General features: G+C 44.3%; 22 protein-coding genes and 1 other annotated feature. Of the genes, 6 read left to right on the top strand and 16 right to left on the bottom strand.

Features of this window, described 5'->3' with window-relative positions; genetic code table 11:
- The first annotated feature begins 228 nt into the window (after positions 1-228).
- Positions 229-948 (top strand): tRNA1(Val) (adenine(37)-N6)-methyltransferase, encoded by a 720-nt coding sequence (locus FKN16_RS06655; protein WP_170902331.1) that lies wholly within the window; start codon positions 229-231, stop codon positions 946-948.
- 107 nt (positions 949-1055) lie between these two features.
- Complete coding sequence (gene srmB / locus FKN16_RS06660) at positions 1056-2279, top strand: ATP-dependent RNA helicase SrmB (protein ID WP_104971280.1); 1224 nt, start codon at positions 1056-1058, stop codon at positions 2277-2279.
- 109 nt (positions 2280-2388) lie between these two features.
- On the opposite strand, the gene yaaA is transcribed toward srmB, so the two are convergent.
- Positions 2389-3165: a peroxide stress protein YaaA gene (gene yaaA, locus FKN16_RS06665; protein WP_170902332.1), complete on the bottom strand. Its 777-nt coding sequence runs from the start codon at positions 3163-3165 to the stop codon at positions 2389-2391.
- Positions 3166-3276: 111 nt separating this feature from the next.
- A complete protein-coding gene (locus FKN16_RS06670; RefSeq protein WP_170902333.1) occupies positions 3277-4710 on the bottom strand; it encodes a sodium:alanine symporter family protein in 1434 nt (477 codons plus the stop codon).
- Between the two features lie 721 nt (positions 4711-5431).
- Here FKN16_RS06670 and FKN16_RS06675 point away from each other — a divergent pair.
- Entirely contained in the window at positions 5432-5617 is a 186-nt protein-coding gene (locus FKN16_RS06675) for a DUF3545 family protein (RefSeq protein ID WP_005396294.1), read from the top strand.
- A gap of 234 nt (positions 5618-5851) precedes the next feature.
- Here the strand turns inward: FKN16_RS06675 and FKN16_RS06680 are convergent, their stop codons facing one another.
- The 3 genes from FKN16_RS06680 to nfo all read right to left on the bottom strand — a co-directional run bounded on the left by FKN16_RS06680 (position 5852) and on the right by nfo (position 8367).
- Complete coding sequence (locus FKN16_RS06680; protein WP_005396296.1) at positions 5852-6403, bottom strand: hemerythrin domain-containing protein; 552 nt, start codon at positions 6401-6403, stop codon at positions 5852-5854.
- Between the two features lie 112 nt (positions 6404-6515).
- The gene (gene ung / locus FKN16_RS06685) at positions 6516-7196 is read right to left on the bottom strand and encodes a uracil-DNA glycosylase (RefSeq protein WP_005396298.1); all 681 of its coding nucleotides are present in this window, start codon (positions 7194-7196) and stop codon (positions 6516-6518) included.
- 283 nt (positions 7197-7479) lie between these two features.
- Complete coding sequence (nfo, locus tag FKN16_RS06690) at positions 7480-8367, bottom strand: deoxyribonuclease IV (protein ID WP_046873969.1); 888 nt, start codon at positions 8365-8367, stop codon at positions 7480-7482.
- A 326-nt stretch (positions 8368-8693) separates the two neighbouring features.
- Between nfo and grcA the strand changes: the two genes are divergently transcribed.
- A complete protein-coding gene (grcA, locus tag FKN16_RS06695; protein WP_170902334.1) occupies positions 8694-9071 on the top strand; it encodes an autonomous glycyl radical cofactor GrcA in 378 nt (125 codons plus the stop codon).
- Between the two features lie 91 nt (positions 9072-9162).
- Here grcA and FKN16_RS06700 read toward each other — a convergent pair whose 3' ends face one another.
- From FKN16_RS06700 to thrL, 5 genes are all read right to left on the bottom strand, one after another.
- Positions 9163-9822 carry an NAD(P)H-dependent oxidoreductase gene (locus FKN16_RS06700; protein WP_170902335.1) on the bottom strand — a complete coding sequence of 220 codons (660 nt, stop codon included), beginning with the start codon at positions 9820-9822 and terminating at the stop codon, positions 9163-9165.
- Positions 9823-9944: 122 nt separating this feature from the next.
- Entirely contained in the window at positions 9945-11225 is a 1281-nt protein-coding gene (gene thrC / locus FKN16_RS06705; RefSeq protein ID WP_170902336.1) for a threonine synthase, read from the bottom strand.
- Complete coding sequence (gene thrB, locus FKN16_RS06710; RefSeq protein WP_170902502.1) at positions 11222-12178, bottom strand: homoserine kinase; 957 nt, start codon at positions 12176-12178, stop codon at positions 11222-11224. Before thrB ends, thrC begins: the two co-directional genes overlap by 4 nt.
- A 20-nt stretch (positions 12179-12198) precedes the next feature.
- Positions 12199-14658 carry a bifunctional aspartate kinase/homoserine dehydrogenase I gene (gene thrA / locus FKN16_RS06715; RefSeq protein WP_074192050.1) on the bottom strand — a complete coding sequence of 820 codons (2460 nt, stop codon included), beginning with the start codon at positions 14656-14658 and terminating at the stop codon, positions 12199-12201.
- 53 nt (positions 14659-14711) lie between these two features.
- Positions 14712-14831, bottom strand: a sequence feature (Thr leader region).
- Positions 14767-14844: a thr operon leader peptide gene (gene thrL, locus FKN16_RS06720; protein WP_074192076.1), complete on the bottom strand. Its 78-nt coding sequence runs from the start codon at positions 14842-14844 to the stop codon at positions 14767-14769. Its footprint overlaps the feature before it by 65 nt.
- 426 nt (positions 14845-15270) lie before the next feature.
- On the opposite strand from thrL, the gene FKN16_RS06725 reads away from it, so the two are divergent.
- Positions 15271-15741 carry a ribonuclease regulator gene (locus FKN16_RS06725; RefSeq protein WP_065645163.1) on the top strand — a complete coding sequence of 157 codons (471 nt, stop codon included), beginning with the start codon at positions 15271-15273 and terminating at the stop codon, positions 15739-15741.
- Here FKN16_RS06725 and FKN16_RS06730 read toward each other — a convergent pair.
- Both FKN16_RS06730 and FKN16_RS06735 read right to left on the bottom strand, forming a co-directional pair.
- Positions 15738-16220 carry a putative 4-hydroxy-4-methyl-2-oxoglutarate aldolase gene (locus tag FKN16_RS06730; protein ID WP_005396309.1) on the bottom strand — a complete coding sequence of 161 codons (483 nt, stop codon included), beginning with the start codon at positions 16218-16220 and terminating at the stop codon, positions 15738-15740. The genes FKN16_RS06725 and FKN16_RS06730 overlap by 4 nt on opposite strands.
- A 55-nt stretch (positions 16221-16275) precedes the next feature.
- The gene (locus FKN16_RS06735) at positions 16276-16683 is read right to left on the bottom strand and encodes a DUF3293 domain-containing protein (RefSeq protein ID WP_031780532.1); all 408 of its coding nucleotides are present in this window, start codon (positions 16681-16683) and stop codon (positions 16276-16278) included.
- Positions 16684-17044: 361 nt separating this feature from the next.
- On the opposite strand from FKN16_RS06735, the gene arcA reads away from it, so the two are divergent.
- A complete protein-coding gene (gene arcA, locus FKN16_RS06740; protein ID WP_005381824.1) occupies positions 17045-17761 on the top strand; it encodes a two-component system response regulator ArcA in 717 nt (238 codons plus the stop codon).
- Between the two features lie 83 nt (positions 17762-17844).
- Here the strand turns inward: arcA and FKN16_RS06745 are convergent, their stop codons facing one another.
- From FKN16_RS06745 to FKN16_RS06760, 4 genes are all read right to left on the bottom strand, one after another.
- Positions 17845-18294, bottom strand: a complete 450-nt coding sequence (locus FKN16_RS06745; RefSeq protein WP_006742686.1) for a hypothetical protein — start codon at positions 18292-18294, stop codon at positions 17845-17847.
- 1 nt (position 18295) lies between these two features.
- On the bottom strand, positions 18296-20650 hold the full coding sequence (arcB, locus tag FKN16_RS06750) for an aerobic respiration two-component sensor histidine kinase ArcB (RefSeq protein ID WP_047009095.1): 2355 nt from the start codon (positions 20648-20650) through the stop codon (positions 18296-18298).
- Between the two features lie 241 nt (positions 20651-20891).
- Positions 20892-22640, bottom strand: coding sequence for a sensor domain-containing diguanylate cyclase (locus tag FKN16_RS06755; RefSeq protein ID WP_170902337.1), 1749 nt, complete (start codon positions 22638-22640; stop codon positions 20892-20894).
- A 35-nt stretch (positions 22641-22675) separates the two neighbouring features.
- The gene (locus tag FKN16_RS06760; RefSeq protein ID WP_006742689.1) at positions 22676-23635 is read right to left on the bottom strand and encodes a TIGR01212 family radical SAM protein; all 960 of its coding nucleotides are present in this window, start codon (positions 23633-23635) and stop codon (positions 22676-22678) included.
- Between the last annotated feature and the right edge of the window lie 251 nt (positions 23636-23886).

The following is a 23886-nucleotide window of genomic DNA, read 5'->3' on the forward strand; positions in this document are numbered from 1 at the left end:
GCCGCATAATGACGAAAGACTCATCATTTGGCAACCTTTAAGAAAAAAACACCATATTAATTTAGTTTTCAAACTTAAAAGCAGTGGATATAACCAGATCTAAATAACAGACCAGTTCTTTATCTCGATCAATTAACAATACAATTTAATAACCAACAAAACAACAATCTATACAATTAAGAAACAATAGAGAAATTCACTTAATTATTGAGCAAACATAAAACAATCATGAAGAGCAAAAAACTGAAAACTAAAGGCTTCAATTTTAAGCAATTTTGTATTGAGGGCGGCGAGAGTGGTATGCCCGTCAGCACTGATGGGGTAATGCTTGGTGCTTGGATTCAAAGCCCGAACAACGCTCAAATTCTCGATATTGGCACTGGCACCGGATTGCTTGCCCTGATGTGTGCCCAACGCTTTACAGAAGCTCAAATAACCGCGGTCGATATTGAATTAACAGCCATTGAAGCTGCGCAAAAAAATGTAGTTCAGTCGCCTTGGTCAGATCGTGTGAGTGTGCATAATTCCGACATACTAGACTTTACGCCGACGCATCCATTCCAACGCATCATTTGTAATCCACCCTACTTCAACAGCGGCGAGCAATCGAAACACAGTCAACGTGCAACCGCGAGGCACACTGATACGCTACGCCACAACGCATTGCTACAACATTGCTATCAGTTGCTTGATGAACAAGGGAAAGCTAATTTTGTGTTACCAATCACCGAAGGCGAACGGTTTATTGAACTAGCATTACACCAAGGTTGGCATCTATCGCGAGTCTGTCGTGTACAGCCATCAGAAAAGAAACTGGTACATCGACTGTTATTTGAACTGGCGAAGCAGCCTTGCGATACTCAAGAATCACATTTAATAATTCATTCGCATGACGGCTACAGTGACGATTTCGTCCAATTAACCCGCGAGTTTTATCTTAAGATGTGAAATAACATGTGATCCTTATCACCAATCACTTTATAATGTGCGACCTTTTTGTATTCTATGCTGTTGTGGCGAACCATTAACCAAGCTTTGCTTGTGGAGAACTCATTGTGATCAGAACCTTTGCTGAACTTGATCTAGACCAAAACCTACTTGAAGCCATTGAAGAGATGGGTTACGAACGCCCAACAAAAATTCAGGCAGAAGCGATTCCACAAGCGTTGGATGGTCGTGACATTCTAGCGTCAGCGCCAACAGGTACTGGTAAAACGGCAGCCTTCGTTCTGCCAGCATTGCAATACTTGCAAGACTTCCCTCGTCGCAAGCCTGGACCTGCGCGTATTTTGATCCTAACGCCGACGCGCGAATTGGCGATGCAAATTGCCGATCAAGCACGAGCTTTGGCAAAAAACACTAAACTGAACATTTTCACCATCACAGGTGGTGTTCAATACCAAGAGCACGCCGATATCCTTGCGACAACACAAGACATTGTGGTTGCAACGCCTGGCCGTTTAAAAGAATACATTGATGCAGAGCGTTTTGATTGCCGTGCGATTGAATGGTTAATTCTGGATGAAGCAGACCGTATGCTAGACATGGGTTTTGCTCCTACTGTTGATCGTCTATCTAACGAGTGCCGCTGGCGTAAACAAACCCTTCTGTTCTCAGCAACTTTAGAGGGTAAAGGCGTAGAAGGCTTTACCGCTGATCTGTTGAATGACCCAGCAGAAATTGATGCAAAATCGCCACTGCGTGAGCGTAAGAAGATTGCTCAGTGGTACCACCGTGCTGATGATGCAGAACACAAGCTTGAATTACTAAAACACATTATTACTCAGCAAGCAGAACGCACCATTGTCTTCTTGAAGACACGTGAGCGTTTGGCAGAGCTACGAGCGCAGCTTGAGAGCGCACAGATTCCATGTTCTTGGATTCAAGGTGAAATGCCTCAAGATCGTCGTAACAATGCGATTTCTCGCTTCCGCGATGGTACTGTAAACGTGCTGCTCGCAACGGACGTTGCTGCGCGTGGTATCGACCTTCCGGATGTGTCACACGTTATTAACTACGACATGCCACGCACGGCTGATGTCTACCTTCACCGTATTGGCCGTACGGCTCGTGCGGGTAAGAAAGGTAATGCTATCTCAATCGTAGAAGCACACGACCAACCAATGATGGATCGCGTTGCACGTTACGTGAAAGAAGACATCAAAGAGCGTTTCGTGAAAGAGATGCGTCCGAAACACAGAAAACCTGTGTTTAAGAAGAAAAAGAAAAAAGAAGACAAGAAGAAGCCAGCGAAAAAGAAAACCGCTAAGAAGAAGTAATCTTGTTGGGGCGAAATAGCCTAAGCTAAAACATAACAAAGGGTTGGCACTGCCAACCCTTTTTCGTTTGTGTTTATTGAGATTAACGTAGACTACGTCTCAATCAGTTTTAGTTTTGCTCTTCGCGTTTAAATACTAACTCTGTTGGTGTCGATTCATCTTCAACAAAGTAGTAACCCGCCGTATCAAACTTAGTCAGGTCTGCCACGCTCTCAATACGGTTTTCGATGATGTAACGCGCCATCATGCCGCGCGCTTTCTTCGCGTAGAAGCTGATGACCTTGTATTGGCCATTCTTACAATCTTTGAATACTGGCGTGATCACTTGCGCATCTAAGTTCTTTGGCTTCACCGCTTTAAAGTATTCATTTGATGCAAGGTTGATAAGCACATTATCACCTTGAGCAGAAATCGCTTCGTTAAGCTTATCCGTAATCACATTGCCCCAAAACTGGTACAAGTTTGTGCCCTTGTCGTTTGCAAGCTTGGTACCCATCTCAAGACGGTATGGCTGCATCAAATCGAGTGGTTTTAGTATACCATAGAGGCCAGACAACATGCGCAAATGATCTTGGGCATACTCGAAGTCCGCATCAGATAAGGTTTCGGCGTCTAGTCCTGTGTAAACATCACCTTTAAACGCTAGGATCGCTTGTCGTGAGTTTTCTGTGGTAAACGTTTCACTCCACTCTTGAAATCGCCCGACATTCAAATCGGCAATCTTGTCGCTCACTTTCATTAAAGAGGCAACATCAGCAGGAGTCAGTTTGCGGCAAACATCGATAAGCTCTTTTGAGTATTCGACCAACTCAGGTTGAGTAAATTTTTCTGTCGCTAACGGAGACTCGTAATCAAGAGTCTTCGCTGGAGAAACTACGATAAGCATGACTTTCCCTTCTCTAATTTTGTTTTTTAATAGGGTACAAAAAAAGCCATGCATTGTCTGCATGGCTTTTTACATCGTACTAATAGCTTTCAACTATGAGTGATAGCTCACTTAGTCTTTTTTATCGTTGTACCAAATGCCTTCTTCAAGCTGAGATTTCAGCTCAGGGAAGTCATTCGCATCAAACGTTGGTACTTTACCTTCACCAAGTTGGCGGTTGTAATCTTTTGCTAGCTTAATCACGATGCCAGATAGCAAGATGATTGCCACCAAGTTGACTATCGCCATCAGCCCCATCGAAACATCAGCAAGTGACCATACGACTGGGAGCGAAGCAAGTGCACCAAACATCACCATGCCAAGAACAACAACGCGGAAAATGCTTAGGCCCGCCTTGTGGTTGTGCTCTAGGAAGATTAGGTTCGTTTCAGCGTACGAGTAGTTCGCGATGATTGATGTAAATGCAAAGAAGAAGATTGCCACGGCAACAAAGATGCCACCCCAATCACCAACTTGCGAGCTCAATGCACGCTGAGTTAGCTCGATACCCGTCACTTCTGTTGCTTGACCGACATACTCACCTGACATCAGGATGATAGTCACTGTCGCTGAACAGATAACGATCGTATCCATAAATACACCTAGCATCTGAACATAACCTTGAGATGCAGGGTGTGGTGGGTAAGGCGTTGCTGAAGCCGCCGCGTTTGGCGCAGAACCCATACCCGCTTCGTTCGAGAATAGACCGCGTTTAATACCGTTAATCATTGCCTGTGCAATCGCGTAGCCAAGACCACCAGCCGCCGCTTCTTGCAGACCAAATGCGCTCTTAAAGATAAGCATTAATACATCAGGTAGCTTCTCTAGATTAGAGAACATGATGAACAGTGCTAGAGCCAAGTAAAGCAGCGCCATGATCGGAACGATCATCTCTGCGACTTTTGCGATACGCTTGATACCACCGAAAATTACAATCGCAGACAGTACTACAACCGCGATACCAACGTACAGGTCACTCCAACCAAATGCGGTGCTCATTGCATTTGCAATTGAGTTAGCTTGTACGGCGTTGAATACCAAACCAAAAGCGATGATTAGGAAAACTGAGAACAATACGCCCATCCAACGCATGCCCAGGCCTTTTTCCATGTAGTAGGCAGGACCACCACGGTAGTTGCCATCATCATCTTTGGTTTTGTATAGCTGCGCCAGAGTACTCTCTGCAAACGACGTTGCCATACCAAGCATTGCGATCAGCCACATCCAGAAGATCGCGCCAGGACCACCTGCAGTCAATGCAACTGCAACGCCCGCCATGTTACCTGTACCAACACGTGCAGCAAGACTAGTACAAAGCGCTTGGAAAGAAGAAATACCAGCTTTGTCTGCTTTACGACTGTTCTTAAGAACAGAGAACATGTGGCCGAAATGGCGGAACTGAATGAACCCTAATCGAACGGTGAAGTAAATACCAACACCAACAAGAAGATAAACCAGAATCGAACCCCAAAGGAGATCGTTCATCAAATTGATTAAGTCTGTCATGTGTACCTCAAAGTGAGTTGCGCCGGTCTATGCGTCCAAGCCATCCACCAAATTGCCTGCTAAGTGTCAAAGTGTGCTTAGCTTTTTAAGTAATGTTTATGGGCAATCTAGAATCGTAAACGTCGCTTCATGCATCCATTTTACGTACCAGCGTATTTTTTGACGGGCGGATAATGCAACCTAGGAGCGCAAAAATCAATATGCAACTATGATAATAACGTTGTTATTTTTCACTATAAAGTCACCAAAAAATAACATAAACGGAAGACTTAACACCCATAAACCGCAACATTTCAATTACCAAATGCCAACATAAATAATTATCGCCCACCAAACAGAACGGAGACCCATATAATTAAGACCAAGCTAGTATTCACAAGGTGTTACATAAATTTGCTCTAGTGCCTTACCATCTAATTGAACACTATTTCATCAAACTGGTTTTATGCAACTTTGACCTTTGCACTGTCTCCCCACTCGCCAAATCGAATTAACATTGAAAATCTCTCTATTTAATCGTTTTCTTGAGATCGTTTGTGCATTTTTTAGCCACCACATTGCCATGAAAAGTGTGATTTTGAGAATATTTTTGCACGAAAATGTCATGCTACCGACACAAATGCGAAATATATCATGGTTATTCTCACGGCTATTGTGGTACTTAAAAAACTCCACAAGGACTGGTTACAACAGTTTAGCTTAAGAAAGGTAAAGGTGGCTTATGGAAGGCTTTCAACTAGATGACATTTTTAATCTGGATACTACCTCAACAACCAAATCTCGTGCCAAACCAGTAAAGCGAAAGTGGCGTGAAATAGAAGAGATGAACGACAGGCGCAATTTGCTTAAAGAGCTACGCGAACTTGATGCCTGTACCGACTACAACTTGGAAGACATTAAACTCTAATTCAAACAAAAGGCACCTTAAGGGTGCCTTTTGTTTTTGTTTACAGTAACCGTAAACGACTTGAGTTTAAGCGCCAGGATTTAAGTATGAGTACCGTTATTACTCAATAAGAATTTTCCTGTCTTTTGGTCGAGAAGCGCAAACGATAAATTTACGTCCAATTCTCAATAAATAAGAAATGCAGCTAACAAACCCGAGTGATACTTTCGCTCGCTCAGGTTTTATCGCACACACTTAAACATACTCAGCATCACTTTGACGCACACGTTCAGCTAACTGTTTATAACGATCGGCGATGGTGTCACCAAAAACTGGGTCATCTTCACTGACGCTCCATAAGCTTTCAACATGCTGCCAATCCTCGGTAGTGAACAGCTCCTCAATGAGAGGCAGGATTTTTCGCTCCTCTAGCTCCAGGTGGCGTCTTTGTGATTCAATGAAGTCCTCTAGGTGGGCCACAAACATGTCTTGAGGCACAACTGCATCCTGCAGGATCATCTCTATCAAGGAAGCAAACTCTTTGGTTTTACTTGCTAACTCTTGATGTTCTTTCTCTAAGTTTTCCATGGTCTGTTGCTTACCATAGTGCTCAAGAAAGTGGTGATAGAGAATATCTTCTTTCGGATGGTGAACTTTTTCTGAATGATTAGAGAGGTAATCAACTATCTCGCTTACTAATGCGTAGTTGATCGCACGTTCTTCTTTTATCTCATTAAGTTTATGGCGCAGTATCGCCAACAGACGAACCATATAGCCGTGTTCGCGTCGAATTCTTTCGATCATCATAGCGTCTCTCCTTAACACCTACTTTTAATAAGTGTACATGAGAAATTTGCCATCAGCCTCGAGCGTGCTCAAAAAAACAGCGATAATGGCAGCATTATCGCTGTCTCTTCTTTTATACAGTTAATGGCAAATGCCAGTTGATTGGTGCTTTTCCTTGCGAGGCAAGTAACTGGTTTGCTTGAGAGAAATGCTTACAACCAAAAAAACCTCGGTGTGCTGAGAGTGGTGATGGATGTGGTGCGGCTAACACATGATGTTTATTGCGATCAATAAAGCGCCCTTTCTTCTGAGCGTGAGAGCCCCACAATAAAAACACCACGCCTTCCTGATGCTGGTTTATCGCTTCAATCACTCGGTCAGTGAACGTTTCCCACCCCGTTTTTGAATGTGAATGCGCTTTACCTTGCTCAACCGTCAATACTGTATTGAGCAACAATACACCTTGCTCTGCCCAGCTTTGTAAGAATCCATGCTGAGGGATTTGGAACCCTTCAATATCTTGAGCCAGCTCTTTATACATATTAACGAGTGATGGTGGCGTTTTGATTCCAGGAAGAACGGAAAAACACAAACCATGCGCCTGATTTGGACCATGGTATGGGTCCTGCCCCAGAATCACTACTTTAACATCGTTAAACTCGGTAAATCGAAACGCGTTAAAGACATCTTTCGCTGGCGGGAAAATCGCTTTGCCTGCGGCGCGTTCTGCTTCTACAAAATTCAAAGTGTCTACAAAGTAGCTCTGTTTTTTCTCTTCGCCGATCACATCGTGCCAAGTTGGTGACTGATTCATGGAAAGTTCCTGTCCTAAATTTTGCTTCTATTCTAACGAGCGAAACCCCAACAAACAAAAACTTACCACAAACTTGAGAACAGTAATAAAAGACTAATGCTTCTGTGGCGTTCGAAAATGTCCCTGTCCTGTAATGTGACGATTAGGCATCGGCAAACGAAGCACGCGGCGGTTATATGCGTAAGAAGCAAAAGAGAGTGGTCGAGACATAGTGGCATCCTTCTTTCTTAATTCAAATTGACTTAAGTGGCTAAGAAAGAAAGGTGCCAACTCTGTGATCACATCATTGGTTATCTATCGCCGCTAGATGAAACTGACGCAGTGCGTTGATTTCTTGCTGCCAGATGTCCGGATCAATTGTTTCTAAAATCAGAGGGATACCATCAAAGCGAGGGTCTTTAGCGATGTACTCAAAACAATCCCACCCGATCTCTCCTTTGCCTAAAGAGTGGTGGCGATCCACTTTGCTGGCAAACTCAACTTTTGAATCATTTAGATGCATTGCTCTTAAATAGTGCATCCCAACAATACGGTCGAATTCAGCAAAGGTATGCTCACAATCCTCTTTAGTACGCAGATCGTAACCGGCGGTAAACGTGTGACAAGTATCGAGACATACACCAACACGTTCTTTGTCTTCCACTTGATCGATGATTTCAGCAAGATGCTCAAACTTCCAACCTAAGTTTGTACCCTGACCAGCCGTATTCTCGATTACCGCGATCACATTCGGCACCGCTTTGTGCGCAAGATTGATCGACTCTGCGATCGTCGCTAAGCACTCCTGTTCCGAGACTTTCTTTAGATGACTACCCGGATGGAAGTTAAGCAAAGTCAGCCCCAACTGATTACAACGCTCCATCTCATCAATAAATGCCGCGCGTGACTTATCCAACTTATCCGCTTCTGGTGCACCTAAATTAATTAGATAAGAGTCATGGGGAAGAATATGTTCTGCACCGAAACCCAGCATTTTACAGTTCGCTTTAAACGCACTGATGGTTTTTGCTTCTAAAGGCTTCGCCACCCACTGGCGTTGGTTTTTTGTAAATAGTGCGAACGCATTCGCCCCAATTTCGCGAGCTCTCAACGGCGCTTGATCGACCCCACCAGCAGCAGAGACATGTGCACCAATGAGTTTATTCCCAAGCTTGTTTTTCATGTTTGTCATTTAATCACTTTAGACTTTCAGTATTGCTACCTAAATACAGATAGTTGCGTTAATCAGTTTAAACTTTAAGCTCAATTTGTAGTAAATTTACAACAAATTGAGTTATTAAATATTTTTTATATTATCAAATAAATTGTAATTAGTTTGTTTTCAAAGGTTTTATTGATTTAACTCAACAAAATCACCTTAATGAAAATAATGTTTTTGGTTGTTTTTTGACTTAAATCAATATTAAAATAGTGGATATTAGCTATATAATACTCAGCTCAACGAAAATTCGAAAATTAACACCAATAATCACCACGTAAGTGGTCTAGGAGATAGTGATGATCCAAGGTATCCAAATTACAAAAGCGGCAAACGACGACCTACTAAACTCTATCTGGCTATTAGATAGCGAAAAAAAAGAAGCTCGTTGTGTTGCTGCAACTGCTGGCTACGAAGCAGACGAAGTTATCGCAATCAGCGATCTAGGTGAATACGAAAGCCGTGAAGTAGCAATCGAAACAGCTCCTCGCATCGAAGGCGGTCAACACCTTAACGTGAACGTGCTTAAACGCGAAACACTAGAAGATGCAGTTGCAAACCCAGAGAAATACCCACAGCTAACAATCCGTGTTTCTGGTTACGCAGTACGTTTCAACTCGCTAACTCCAGAGCAACAACGTGATGTCATCGCTCGTACTTTTACTGAGACGCTATAATCTCAATAAAATCGACTTACTCACATTTAAAAAGCTTGGTCTCAATGGCCAAGCTTTTTTGTTTTTCCATGCATCTAACCGTTTTGTTCCTTTACGGAGCATTTCTCTGTGACGGATCCTTCTTAAACACTTCAGCCAGTGAGGTTGGGTCAAGCCTTTCTCTTTGTTGTGAAGCGCCTTCTGCCCACCAAATGAGTTGATGTATTGTGCGATTCATATAGCTGTCCCACTGCGTCTGCTGCAATTCATCCGCAACGACACCCTGTTCGTCAAACACTTCTTGCGCTTTCGGAATGTGAATCATCGCCGAGACAGGTAAACATCCAAGTTCAGATAAGAAGGTACGCATCGACACTGCAGCTCGAACACCACCCCATTGTCCAGCAGAATAGGTCACGATAGCACTTGGCTTATAAGAAAACAGCGAACTGCCAAAATGGTTGAGCATGTTTGCCAAAGCTGGGCTCATCGAATGGTTATATTCCGGGCTGACCATCACGTACCCATCGGCACTTTTAATTTTGTCTGCCAGTTCTCTCAAGTGGGCTGGCACTTTAGCGCGGTGATAAGCAAACTCGGGCTTAAACACATCGCCAAAGTCATAGTTCAATGGGTCAATGATTTCGACAGTATGTTGCGAATGCTGACTCACGATGAGTTTTTCACACGCTCTACTGACTCGCATTCCTAAACGGGCTGGTCGTGGTGGCGTGCTGTCTCTCACTGAGCCAAGGAAAATCAAAAAATGCATGCTTTTCTTTCCATCTCATTTAGTTAAGTTCGTTTCTCAATCATAAAGAGAGTCAAAACTTACCGACAATAAAAAAGGCGAATGATTGCTCATTCACCTTTCGTCGTTCATCATTTTAATAATTACTGTACGCGGCGCAGTACTTGTTTCAATGCTTCAAAGTCTGCGTCGAGATCTTCCGATAGCAACTCCATCGCCGCGTGCTTCGCTAGTGGCGCAGGAAGGTCGATGTCTGATTCTAGAATATCATCCACCACTTCTTTGAACTTCGCTGGGTGAGCAGTACATAGGAACAGACCGGTTTCACCTTCTTGCAGTTGCTCTTCAAGAACGCGGTAAGCAATCGCACCGTGCGGTTCACATAGATAGCCCAATGAGTACAAGTCTTTCACAGATTGTGCGCTTTGCTCATCTGAAACCGCGCCTTTACCTAGTGTCTCTAGGCCCCACTCTTTCACTCGGCAGAGCTCTTCAATACGCGGCCAGTTGTTCGGTTGACTTACATCCATTGCGTTCGATGTCGTTGCAACCGTTGGTTTTGGCTCCCACTTACCTGTTTCTAAGTAGCGTGGCACGGTGTCATTGGCGTTGGTTGCAGCAATGAAGCGTTTGATCGGCAGACCCAGCGCTTTTGCCAGTAGACCAGCAGTTAGGTTACCAAAGTTACCACTTGGTACAGACACTACTAGGTTTTCACGCTCTTCCTTACTCATTTGCGCGGCTGCTTCAAAGTAGTAACAGATTTGCGCCATCAAACGGCTGATGTTGATTGAGTTTGCAGAGTTCAGGCCGATCTCTTCACGCAGTGCGGAATCATCGAAAGCTTGCTTAACCAGTGCCTGACACGTATCGAAGTCGCCATCGATCGCGACAGTGTGAATGTTCTTGCCTAGCGTACAGAATAGCTTCTCTTGCAGTGGGCTAATCTTGCCTTTCGGGTAAAGAATCACAACGTTGATGTCTTCCATACCATAGAAAGCGTGCGCAACGGCTGCGCCAGTATCGCCAGAAGTCGCAGTCAGAATGGTGATCTTGCCACCGTCCGATACCGCCGCAAGAGATTGCGCCATAAAGCGACCGCCAAAATCTTTAAATGCCAGCGTTGGACCATGGAAAAGCTCTAACGCGTAAATACCGTCTTTGACTTGATTGATTGGCGCAGGGAATTGGAACGCTGCGTCCACAAGCGCGTTGACTTGCTCTTCCGCCAGCTCATCACCGATAAACGCTGATAAAATCTTAGTGCTACGAGAAACAAAGTCTTCTGCCAGTAGCGCATCAACGTCTTCAAACTTTGGTAATTCCGATGGGAAAAATAGACCTTGGTTACGGCCTAACCCTTGGCGAACGGCTTGGCCAAAGGAAACTTGTTCATCATTTTCTTTTATATTGTAAAGCTTCATAGCTCACTTCCTGTTACTTTCGAACCCTGTTTATCCAGACGACAAACGTGGACGAATCCTTCTTCGTTTTGTACGTAGTTCTGTTCTAACCAGCGAGCAACTCGCTCAGCGACATCTTTCTCTTTGCAAATACTGAACAGTGTTGGACCACTGCCAGAAATACCGGTTGCTAACGCACCTGCTGATGCAGCGTATTGACGTGCATTCGCAAAGCCCGGAAGCAGTTTCTCACGATACGGTTCTGCGATCACGTCTTTGATCATTTTTGCAGCTAGCTCTGGCTGACCAGAATGACACGCATGAATAAAGCCCGCAAGGTGACGACCATGAGCGATGATATCTTGTCGGCGGTATTGAGATGGTAGGATCTCACGCGCTTCTGCTGTTGATACTTTGATTCCCGGATACGCCATAACCCAGTACCAATCATCAAAACAAGGCACTTCTTGACTTATGATACCAAGCTCTTCAAGCATCAACTGGACACCACCAAGGTAACACGGCGCGACGTTATCGTAGTGAATACCACCAGAGATTTTGCCTTCCATTTCCCCCATCAGTGCTAGCAGCTCAGTCTCATTCAGCGGTTGACCATGGAATCGGTTTAAGGCATCCAGCGCCGCCACGATAGAACATGCACTTGAGCCTAAACCTGAGCCTATTGGCATGTTCTTTTCTAGCGTCATTTCAAGTGGTTTTAGCTCAACACCTTTTTTATCTAGCTCGCGAGAAAACACCAGCCAACAATCGTAAACGATGTTTTCTTTTGGCTCTGTAGGCAACTTAGAGACAAAATTACCCGCAGTTTTCAGACTGAACGGCTCAGTCCCTGCCTTAACTTGCACTCTGTCACCTAGCAAGGTCCCATCCACTGGGGACACCGCCGCCCCCAATACATCAAAACCAACACTTACATTACCAATTGATGCTGGGGCATAAACCACTACATTCATATCACTTGAACTCATTCTTGTTATACCCCTAGTTTCCAACCTAAAGTACGCATCACGTCAGAGAATACACCCGCAGCCGTTACCTCAGTACCTGCGCCATAGCCACGCAACACAAGTGGGATTGGCTGGTAGTAACGGCTGTAAAATGCCAGTGCGTTTTCACCGTCTTTGATTTTATACATCGGATCGTTTTCATCCACCGCAGCGATGCTTACTGTGCACTTGCCCTCGTTAATTTCACCAACGTAACGCAGTACTTTGCCTTCTTCTGCTGCTTTAGCCGATAACTCTTTGAAGTAAGCGTCTGCTTCTGGAAGACGCGCCATAAACTCATCAACACTGCCTGAATCATCAAAACCTGGCGGTAGCGCTTGGTCAACAACAACATCTTCAAGCTCTAGTGACATGCCCGCTTCACGAGCTAGGATCAACAGCTTACGCGCGACATCCATACCAGACAGGTCATCACGAGGATCTGGTTCAGTAAAGCCATTTTCTTTTGCGATATTCGTCGCTTCACTTAAGCTCATTCCTTCATCTAACTTACCGAAAATATAAGAAAGAGAACCCGAAAGAATACCGCTGAAACGCTCCAGTTCATCGCCTGCAGAAATTAGGTTTTGCAAGTTTTCAATAACCGGTAGGCCTGCACCTACGGTTGTTTCATACATCAATTTACGACGGGAGCTACGAGCCACATCGCGAAGCTGATGGTAGTACGCCATGCTTGCTGTGTTTGCTTTTTTGTTTGGTGTTACAACATGAAAACCTGCCGCCAGGAAGTCGGCGTATTGTTTAGCAATGTCTTCACTGGAAGTACAATCAACCAATACAGGGTTGATAATATGATTGCGTTGTACCAAAGAAATCAGACGCGCTAGGCTGAACTCTTCTGTGGCTGCTGACATACGATCACGCCAGTGCTCGAGCGGTAAGCCTTCGCTATCAAGCAAAAGACCTTTGCTGTTTGCTAAGCCACAAACTCGAATCACAATGCCTTTCTCAGCCAGTTTGACTTGTTGGCGTTCGATCTGATCCACCAGCTCGCCACCCACACCACCGACACCAACAACGAACACATCGAGGAAGTGTTTCGAGTTGAATAGGTTTTCGTGACACGCTTTGATCGCTTCAGAAATTTTGTCTTCTGGAATAACGGCAGAAATCGCACGTTCTGATGAGCCTTGTGCTATCGCCACGATGTTCACGTTCACTTCAGCAAGAGAAGAGAAGAAGCGAGAAGCCACACCACGCGATGTGCGCATACCGTCACCAACAAGCGTAATGATTGAAACATTATCAATAAACTCGACCGGTTCTAGTAAGCCATCTTTCAGTTCTAGCTCGAACGCATCTGCCAGCACTTGCTGCGCTTTCGCTTTATCTTCAGCCTCAATACAGAAGCTGATGCTGTATTCAGAAGAAGACTGAGTGATCAGAACAATAGATACACCAGCAGAAGACATCGCACCAAATACACGGCTCGCCATACCTACCATCCCTTTCATACCAGGGCCTGATACGTTAACCATGGTTAGGTCGTTAAGTGTTGTTATACCTTTGATCGCAAGATTATCTTCACCAGTATCTTGGCCGATAAGAGTACCTGCACCTTGAGGGTTAAAGCTATTTTTGATCAGACATGGAATGTGGAATTGAGCAATAGGGGCGATGGTTTTCGGGTGCAGAACGGAAGCACCAAAATAAGAAAGCTCCATCGCTTCTTGGTAGCTTAGTGATTTAAGTAGGCGAGCATCTTCGACTAAACGTGGGTCACAGTTGTATACACCATCAACGTCGGTCCAGATTTCACAACAGTCTGCGCGTAAGCAGGCAGCAAGAACCGCTGCCGAGTAGTCAGAGCCATTACGACCAAGCGTGACAAGCTCTCCTTTTTCGTTGCCAGCTGTAAAGCCCGGCATAATGTTCACATGACCCTGAGGAAGGGGGTTTTGACGGAAGTTTTGTGTTGAAATATCCACATCAACCATAGCTTCAAGATGATCACCTTGGGCATACAGATACTCGACAGGATCGATCAAGCTCGCTTGTTGTCCCTTCGCCTCCAAGACAGCTTTCATCAACTGAATGGAAACACGCTCACCTTTACTAATAATGCGCGCATTTACGTTGTTTGGGCACATACCTAATAGATTGATGCCGTGAACAAATTGACGTAATTGAGATAGCGAGGTTTTCACTTGGTTATCGAAAGCTGAACCATCAATATTGGGGAGTACTGCTTGGATTTGAGTGAAGAGCGTTTTAAACGATTCATCCAACTCTTTGATTTGCAGCTCTGCTTCACCATTGCGCAACGCGCCTTCAATGACTGCAACCAACTTATTTGTTGTTTTACCTGGGGCTGAAAGAACAACCGCCACTTCTTCTTGTTGAGCGTTATTGGCAATGATGTCTGCCGCTCTTAAAAAGCGATCTGCATCAGCTAGTGATGAACCGCCAAACTTCAATACTCGCATCCCTTCCTCCGGTATATCTTCTCAAACTTGTCTAAATTCTGGATAAAAAAGCATAAAAAAAGGCCTGTATCTTGTTGGATACAGGCCTTTTTTGTGAATTTCTTTCGCTCAGCAGCCTGCCCCAACATGTGTCGTGTCGGTAATAATAATGGTCGTGGTCATTACTACTAGGCTGTTAGATGGCATAAATAAATATTCAACGTTAATTGTGTTTGCTTAACTCTACGTTTACCGAGTTTCCGATTCATAGTCAACAAAAAATTGTTTGTTTTTCAGTCTTACAGCGATTTCTGCTAAGCAATCTTATTGATACTTAAAGCTAATTGGATGTTATTGCTCGTTAGGAAATCTGTCGCTAATTTTTGTAGGGAGCTCATCCCATCGTCATCAGTCTCACTTTTTACTCCATAACTAGTCTGATCTTCGTCATAAAGCGTAAGATCAAATTATGAAAGGGAGTTGTTGACACTTAACAACAACTTAACTGTGACCTATGTTCACAGGATCGAATTATTTAGAAAATAGGTGAGCTAGCTTTCATATTCTATGCTTTAATAGTGAGAAGCTTTGGGCACATACTAATAAAAAAAGTTGACACAAGGAGTGGTGAGCATGAAAAGAGGGCTTTTTCTGTTGCTGTTTTTTGTGCCTGGCGTTTGTCTAGCAAACGAGCTTCCGCCTCTTCCAGGCAAAACATCCCCTTCTCCTCATAAACTATTTATTTCCAGCGACAGCTATCAATCTGACAGTTTCGATGTTTGGAATATCGACACGGGTTATGCGTACGAACTTTTTGACTCAGTAGACGTTTACGTCGGTGCACGAGTCAACAACTCTCCGACCCAAAACCAAAGCGGTTTTTTAAGTGGGATCAGCTATCACTTCAATGATCGTGTCACACTAAAAAGTACGGTTCGCTCTTACAAGAATGAGACTGCGGAAGGTATTCGCCAAGAAGACAGCAGCCTCGCAGCTGAAGTCTCAAGTCGCGTAAAAATCACTGATAAACTTGATCTTCACGCGACTCTTGATTACCAAGATTGGCAACAAGGTATTGAGGTAGGTTTAGGCTTTCGTTTTTAGAAATCTAATTTTTGCTTTGAAATCAACACACCATTCCAATCAGCGTACACATAATGCTTCGGCTGCACGATTTGGTTTTGCATCGTTAAGGTCACATTGACCTCTCCCATACCTCGCTTCTCTGTCTTAAACGGATTGGTACCAAGTGCTTGCACGCCAATGTCCATCTGAGATATTTGTGCTACGTCGCGTATTGCACCATAGACAATAATGCCTTCCCACCCATTTTCTATTCCGAGTATTGCTAATTGATCGCCAAGCAATGCTTTCTGACACGAACCATGTCCGTCAACAATCAATACTTTCCCCGTTCCATCTTCGCCCAGTACTTCACGTACTTTTGAGTTGTCGTGGTAGCAACGCACTGTGACAATTTCTCCGTAAAAAGCGGTGCGTTGACCAAAGTTCTGCAGTGGCAAAGTAAGCAGGGTAACTTGGTCTTCAAATTGGTCACAAATATCGGGTGTAATGTCTCTCATATTTCCTCCGTGAATTTTCTCACCCAAGCAGTGCTTCGGTGAGTAGTATCCTTTCCTATACGAGTCGAGGCTTAAGGGAGCCTAACTTATGCAACACTTTCGGCTGTGAGCACGCAATAAGGTAAAGTTGATCATCAATGACGTAGTAAATCGCGTTTTGTTGAAAGTCATTCGCCAATGCGACCGCCGCCTCTGGTGATAACTCGACGGCAAAGCTTTCCTCATACCATGTAAAAGAGCTGTCACCTACTGTGATAGGCGCGTAATTAACGTGCTGTAGCAGTGTTTCTAATGCTTGATTGCTTATGCAGTTCTCTTCTTTGGACCGCAAATTACTGTATGGGTTCCAAGCGGTTATCACAGCGTAGTTTGAAACGCACCACTCGGCCTCGAATCTGAAAAAAGATTCTGAATAAGCATTCCATAACGATGCGTCTATGTTCGTATTACTTTTTTCTATCATAAGTCTTAAACGATTAATAACAGTTACATTTCATCAATTGATATAAATCAACAAACTGAATGGAATTAACATTTGAGCATTGTTAGCATGCTGTTAACAATATAAAATCCGCTCCATATCTTAGGGTGTTTACGTTTCAGGCCCCACAGAAAGCAGGAAATGAAAGGTAAACAAGCCCTTTAGAATAAACGTCGCCATTGGATACTGGTGAGTTGGCAAAATTCCATGGAGGGCGGATAACTGAAAGAAGTGTTTTTTTGATCAACTTGATTTATTATCAAAATCACATTACCTGTATGTTATATTTTTGCCTAGAATTTATTCTATTAGCACAATTTTGTCACAAATTTAGGTACCGCCAATGCAAACCCCGCAGATTCTTATCGTTGAAGATGAGCAAGTAACTCGTAACACTCTTAAGAGTATTTTTGAAGCAGAGGGATACGCTGTTTTTGAAGCCAGTGACGGTGAAGAGATGCACCAAGTGTTGTCTGACAACTCAGTCAACTTGGTTATTATGGACATTAATCTTCCAGGCAAGAATGGCCTTCTGTTAGCGCGTGAACTACGCGAACAAGCGAACATTGCTTTAATGTTCCTGACAGGCCGTGACAATGAAGTGGACAAGATCCTAGGTCTTGAGATTGGTGCAGATGACTACATCACTAAACCATTCAACCCACGTGAACTGACTATTCGTGCTCGCAACCTACTTAGCCGCTCAATGAGCTCTAACGCGGTGCAAGAAGAGAAGCGCTCAGTAGAAAAGTATGAATTCAATGGTTGGGTACTGGACATCAACAGCCGCTCTCTAGTTAGCCCTGCTGGTGATAGCTACAAGCTCCCTCGCTCTGAGTTCCGAGCTCTACTGCACTTCTGTGAAAACCCAGGTAAGATTCAAACTCGTGCCGATCTTCTTAAGAAGATGACTGGCCGTGAACTTAAGCCGCATGACCGTACTGTAGACGTAACGATTCGTCGTATTCGTAAACACTTTGAGTCTGTTTCAGGTACTCCTGAAATCATCGCGACTATCCACGGCGAAGGTTACCGCTTCTGTGGCGATCTAGAAGACTAATTGAATCGCTAATACGCAAAGGGCTTGCTCATTGAGCAAGCCCTTTTATTTTGGGTTTAGCAATTAGCGGACAATCACTGAATCTAATAAACCTTGTTAATCTTCACGTACTTTTCCACTAACCAGCGCTGTTTACCTGCGTCGTCTAAAAGTACCGCGATATCAACCGATTTTTCTGTGTCCGCGTCTACCTGAGACGTGAAGGCTACTTCCCATTGGCTCTCACTATGAGTTCGAGTTTCTAAAGAGTCTTCATCCACCCACCACTCTTTTTCCCCTTGCTTGATGATAAGCGCTTCGGCAGTCAGGTTGGCTGGGAGTAACTGGTCTCCTTCAAGGTAAAGTGATCCTTGAATGCTTTGCTCTTGTACTTCCCCAACAGTCGGCATCAGGTTCACCCATAAGTTACTTTTGAGCTCGACATTCACCTGGTTAATCGTAATCTGACTGTTTTGTTGCCAGTTCACACTTGGAACGGAACTGCAACCTGCCATCAATGCTATAACCAACGCCAACGGTGCGATTTTTTTCATGTTATTTCCTTTGTTCCAACCAACTTTTGAGGACTTGAATATCGTTTTGGTATTCATTTTTGATCTCTTCAACCCAGTCTGAAATGTTTTCCCACCATGCTGGCATATCGGGAGATTGCGCTTTCTGCGCCACACTTTGGATACGTTTGAGGCCAATCGAACCTGCAGCACCTTTAATTTTATGCGCTTCAGAAACAATCCCATCTTGATCTTTTGCCGTCATGTTTGAGTCTAAGACATCAATATAGTCTGGCATCATGTCTTCAAACATTTTTATGCTGTCGTAGACCGGCTTGGCACCAACAATGTCGACGTAAGACTCTAACATATCCATATCGAGCAAGTGTGTCTCAATCACAGGAGAAGGAGTCGGCTCTTCCACTGTTTCTGGAACGCTCTCAGGTTGCTCTTGCTGCTCTACCTGATGCGCGAAGAATTTATCAATTACAGACTGAATGGCGTTCACAGCAAGCGGTTTACTGATGGCATCATCCATGCCGTTATCTAAGTATTCACGACGATCTTTCATCACATTAGCTGTTAGGGCGACCAATGGAGGCAGATTGTTATAATGCTCGCGATAATAATTTGCGACATCAAACCCCGTCATATCAGGCAGCTGAATATCCAACAACGCCAAGTCATATTTTTCTGGCACAAAGTTCACGAGCGCTTCTTGTCCCGTCATCGCCACGGTAACGGAGTGCCCTAAGCTCTCAAGCAACGATTTGGCAACAGTGACGTTAAGCTCAATGTCTTCGACCATAAAGATGTTGAGATGCATATTGTCGCGTTTTGCATCAATGACAGGTTCTTCGAGTTCCACAATAGGAACGTGAATCGATACGGTAAAAGTACTACCAAAACCCTCTTCACTAGCGACAGTAATGTCACCATCCATCATATTGATCAGCTGTTTTGACACCGCCAAGCCTATACCAGTCCCGACAGCATGTAGGTTGTCTTTACCTGATTTCACTTGGTAATACATGGCGAAGATTTTATCAAGCTCATCTTCCGGTATACCAATACCTGTGTCTTCCACTTCCATAATAATGGTGGCAAAATCGTCTTCGACATCCGCACTCACCGTCATCACAACGCCACCTTCTTTGGTAAACTTCATTGCGTTGCTGACCAAGTTCCAAATTACCTGACGCAAACGGGTCGCATCCACTTCAATTGCTTTTGGTAAATCACTCAAACGTTCTAAGTCAAAGCGCAGCCCTTTTTGCTCCGCCATCAAAGCTGAGATGCTTTCAATCTCAGCGACGAAGTCTTCGAAGTTAAGTGGCGCAGGTAATAGTTCTAGCTTGCGGCGATCAAACTTATCCATATCGATAATATCGTTGAAGATGTTACCTAGCGTAATCGCACTCACATTGATGGTCTGCATGTGTTTGCGCTGCTCTTCTGTCAACGGACTATCGAGAAGCATGCGACTTAAGCCCACAATGCCATTTAGTGGCGTTCGCAGTTCATGACTGATGGTTGAGATGAAAGTAGTTTTATCACGGCTTGCTTTCTCTAACGACTCTTCATGACGTTTACGTTCAGTGATATCACGGCCAAAACCTACCAAGCCAAGGTGACGACCATCTTTGCTGTAAAACGGCACTTTACGCAGTTCAAAGTAATGTTTGCGTCCATCAGGATACTCTAGCCACTGCTCGTAAGTGATGGCTTGATTATCGGCGAAGACCTTTTGGTCAGTATCAACGATGTGCTCAGCGATTTCTTTGCTATACACATCCCAAGGGCTTAATCCGACTAACTGGTGCTCTTTCTTGCCCGTTAGCTCTTCCATTGCCCGGTTACAACCGGAGAACACACCATCGGCATTGCGGTAGTAAATTAAGTCTGGCGAGGCATCAATAAATGAACGCAGTAGTGCAGTGCGTTCCGCAAGCTCTAACTGAGTACGCTCTCGTTGGAACACCTCGTTTTCGAGATCTTGCATCGCCTCTTCTCGAGCTTCTTCTGCTTTAATGCGCTCTTCAATTTCTTGGTTGAGCTTTTCGATGTTTTGTTGCAGTTGATAATTCAGTTCTTGGTCTCGCGAGCGCATGTCTTTCAGTTTGGACACCAACTTGGTTAAACGCTGGCGAGACTCTTCTAGCTGATCAACAACAACAGAAAGAAAATAAACCGCCCAAGGTGTAATCAAGAGACCAAAAAACACCGAACGGACAATGTCGATATCGTCGACTCGCCCCTTGAGAGCTAAAGTAATCCCCACCTGCACCACAACGGCTAATGCCACCAGCGCAAGGGCCAGCAAAATCGAGAAACGAACAATCCCCAGTTTGACTAGCAAGTCGACATAATACTGGGCGAGATTTTTCATGGGTTTCATTAACTACTCCATGGTGCTGGCTAGATGTTGCCCTTCAATGATAAAAAACGAGCAGACATATTCGGCCTAACGCAATTTAGGTCTGTGTGATTAGTGAAAAATACGTAGTGCGAACTGCGCTTGCTAAACAAGATAAAAAGATAAGTTAACCAACGAACGCACAGGCTTCGGTAAGTTTAACGTGTTTAATACGGCGATTTAAACAATCAGCTATCAACTTAGAGCAAGCGGTCACAAAGCGTTAGCAAGAACTTGGGTGAATACAGGTGCGATTACGTCCATCCGCTTTGGCTTGGTATAGCGCACTGTCAGCCATGGCAATACCCATTTCCGGTTCATCACCATGTTGAGGAATATAAGAGACAAGACCGATACTGACCGTGAGACGTTCCGATGCTTCTGAGCTGTCGTGCTCCATATCGAGTTGTCGAATTTGTTCATGAATACGCTGCGCTACATTGCTCGCGCCTTCCGTTGTGGTATTCGGCAGGATAAATCCAAACTCCTCACCACCATAACGCGCAACACAATCCGAGGAGCGATTGATGACTTTTGTGAATACGGTAGCAACACTGACCAATGCTTCATCACCTTGCTGATGGCCGTAACAGTCGTTGTAATCTTTGAAAAAGTCGATGTCACACAACATGATAGTGAGCGGCAGCTTTTCGCGGGCATGGTGGTACCATAGTACCTGCAGTTGTTCATCGAAGCGGCGTCGGTTCGATACCTGAGTTAAGCTGTCCATAAAGCTCAACTTTTCTAACTCTAAATTGGCTCTCTCCAACTTTTGTTCGGCAAGGTAACGTTCAGAAATATCACGCGCCATTATCAGCACACCATTCGTTCCTGAAGCTTTATCTTTAAAGGGCGATTTCACCACATCAAACCACGTACTTTTGCCATCACTGCTAACGACTTTATCTATGTATCGGACAGGTTCTGACTGGCGCAATGCATCTAAATCACTAGCGGCTAAGCGAGCGTACATCTCTTCAGGAATGACATCTTGAAGGCGCTTACCTATCAAATCAGACACGTCTGAAATACCTAATGCATTAACGAACGGTTTATTACACGCTTGATAGACCATATTCTCATTGAAGATACCGATAGAGTCAGGGCTAGCGTCAAGAATAGTTTGTAAGATAGTATCCCTTTGCGCCAACGCAACTTCTGTATCTTTACGGCGCTCCATTTCATCTCTCAGGTTTTGCTGCATTTTGTGCCACTCGGTCACATCATGACTAATGGATAATGTACCGATCAGCTCACCACTCGGTGACACAAGGGAATTTTGATTCACTTCCAATAAGCAACTGCGACCTTGTGGATCCGTCGTCCACTTGCGCTCACTCTTTCTGGTAGCCTCGCCCATGGAAGCCTTTGATGCACAGGCCTCTTCCCTTCGCCCTTCCCAAAATTGATCAAATGCTCGGTTCGTCGTTAATAAATTCCCTTGGCGATCTTGGGTACAAATTAACTCAGAGAGTGAGTCTAGTGCCGAACGGGCAATCGTTAATTGCGCAAGCTCTTGTTGCTGCTCTTGATGAGTGGCTTGATATGGCTGCGCGTAGATGATCCAAACACGGTGATTGCGCAGCAAACTCTTTCTTCCTGACAACTCCACCTTGATAGATTCGCTTTCAGATAAGCTCCAGTCAAATACCTGCTGGCTAAAATGACGACTAGAGACACTGTCGAGAAACGACTCAAGCTCACGAATATCGAATAAAGCGGGATACAAATATCCCGTGCCTAGAGAGCGAATACCTAATAACTGCATCGCAGCTTGGTTAGATAACAAGATCTGAGCATGGCCAGTATCCAGCACTATGACTGGATAGGGTGAATCCGTTACGAGTTGCTTAAGTGATGTTTGAAAGTGCAAATAGATCAGTGCTAACGCGCACACGCTAGCAATTAATAACAAGACGACATAGCCATAACCGCCTTGACCATCCCAAAGCCAATTGAGTAACTGATCCATCGTTTAAACCTTTAAAGAAAACTGGTTAAAATATATCAGTTATTTATTGAGCGATCTGCTATTAATTCCGGTTTAGTATAGATAAAAGCGTTTCCCGTTAGGCTTCCTTGAGCACCATGTTCACTGAGGGAGCGACCAATTTCAGTCATCGCCAGCCAGCGGTTTTCACACCACAGTGGCGATAACAAGGTAGGTCTACGAGCTGCTGATGAAACGCGATGGTAAATCACGTCCGGTGGTGTCATACGAATCATCTCACTGGCAATTGCGACATACTCTTCTAGCTCTGGCGCCTCTAATCGTCCTGCACGCCACGCTTTCGCCATCGTGCTGCCTTCCACAATATGCAAGCCATGTAACTTAATGCCATCCGTACCCACGGCTAACACTTTTTGCAGCGTCTCAATGTTATCGTCGCGGCTTTCTTTCGGTAATCCAACAATTAAATGAGTACAGACTTTAATACCTAGCGCACGCGCACGCTTGGTGATCTCGGCATAACATTCGAAATCATGACCGCGATTGATGCGCTTAAGGGTGTCGTTATTAGCGGTTTGAAGCCCTAACTCTAGCCAAATTTCATAACCTTGCTGTACATAGTCAGACAGCAAATCTAATACGGCATCAGGCACGCAATCTGGACGAGTCCCGACACACAATCCCACAATATCAGCCGCTTTTAGTGCTTCTTCATACATATTTTTCAGCACTTGCACTTCCGCATAAGTACTGGTGTAAGCCTGAAAATAAGCGAGATACTTCTTCGCTCGATGAATTTCGCCCGCACGATCTTTCAACTGATCGTGAATACTTTTTATCTGTACTTCTTCATCCGCAAACGAAGCCACATTACAAAAAGTACATCCTCCCCGACCAATCGTGCCATCTCGGTTAGGGCAACTAAATCCACCGTGCAACGTTAGTTTATGGACTTTTTCACCGTATCGACGCTGAAGATCTTGGCCGATTGTATTGACCAACTCATGTAACTGCATAAATTCCCACCAACAATGAACCGTAATCAATCTCACTACGATCTATGTAAATAAATTACATCCCTGCAAGAAAAAACACACAATACTAGTCAATTCAAACAAACATCATACGGCTCAAAATCAATAAACCTGCATAAATACAGATAAAAAACGTTCATGTTGCGTAAATGTTAAACTAAAAATGCATAATTAAACGAAAAAATTGGGTCACAACGTCGACTTTTTCATTGCATTCTGAAGTGACAAAATTG

Origin of the sequence: Vibrio sp. 11-4(1), from assembly GCF_013048625.1 — a bacterium.
Classification (GTDB): Bacteria; Pseudomonadota; Gammaproteobacteria; order Enterobacterales; family Vibrionaceae; genus Vibrio; species Vibrio diabolicus.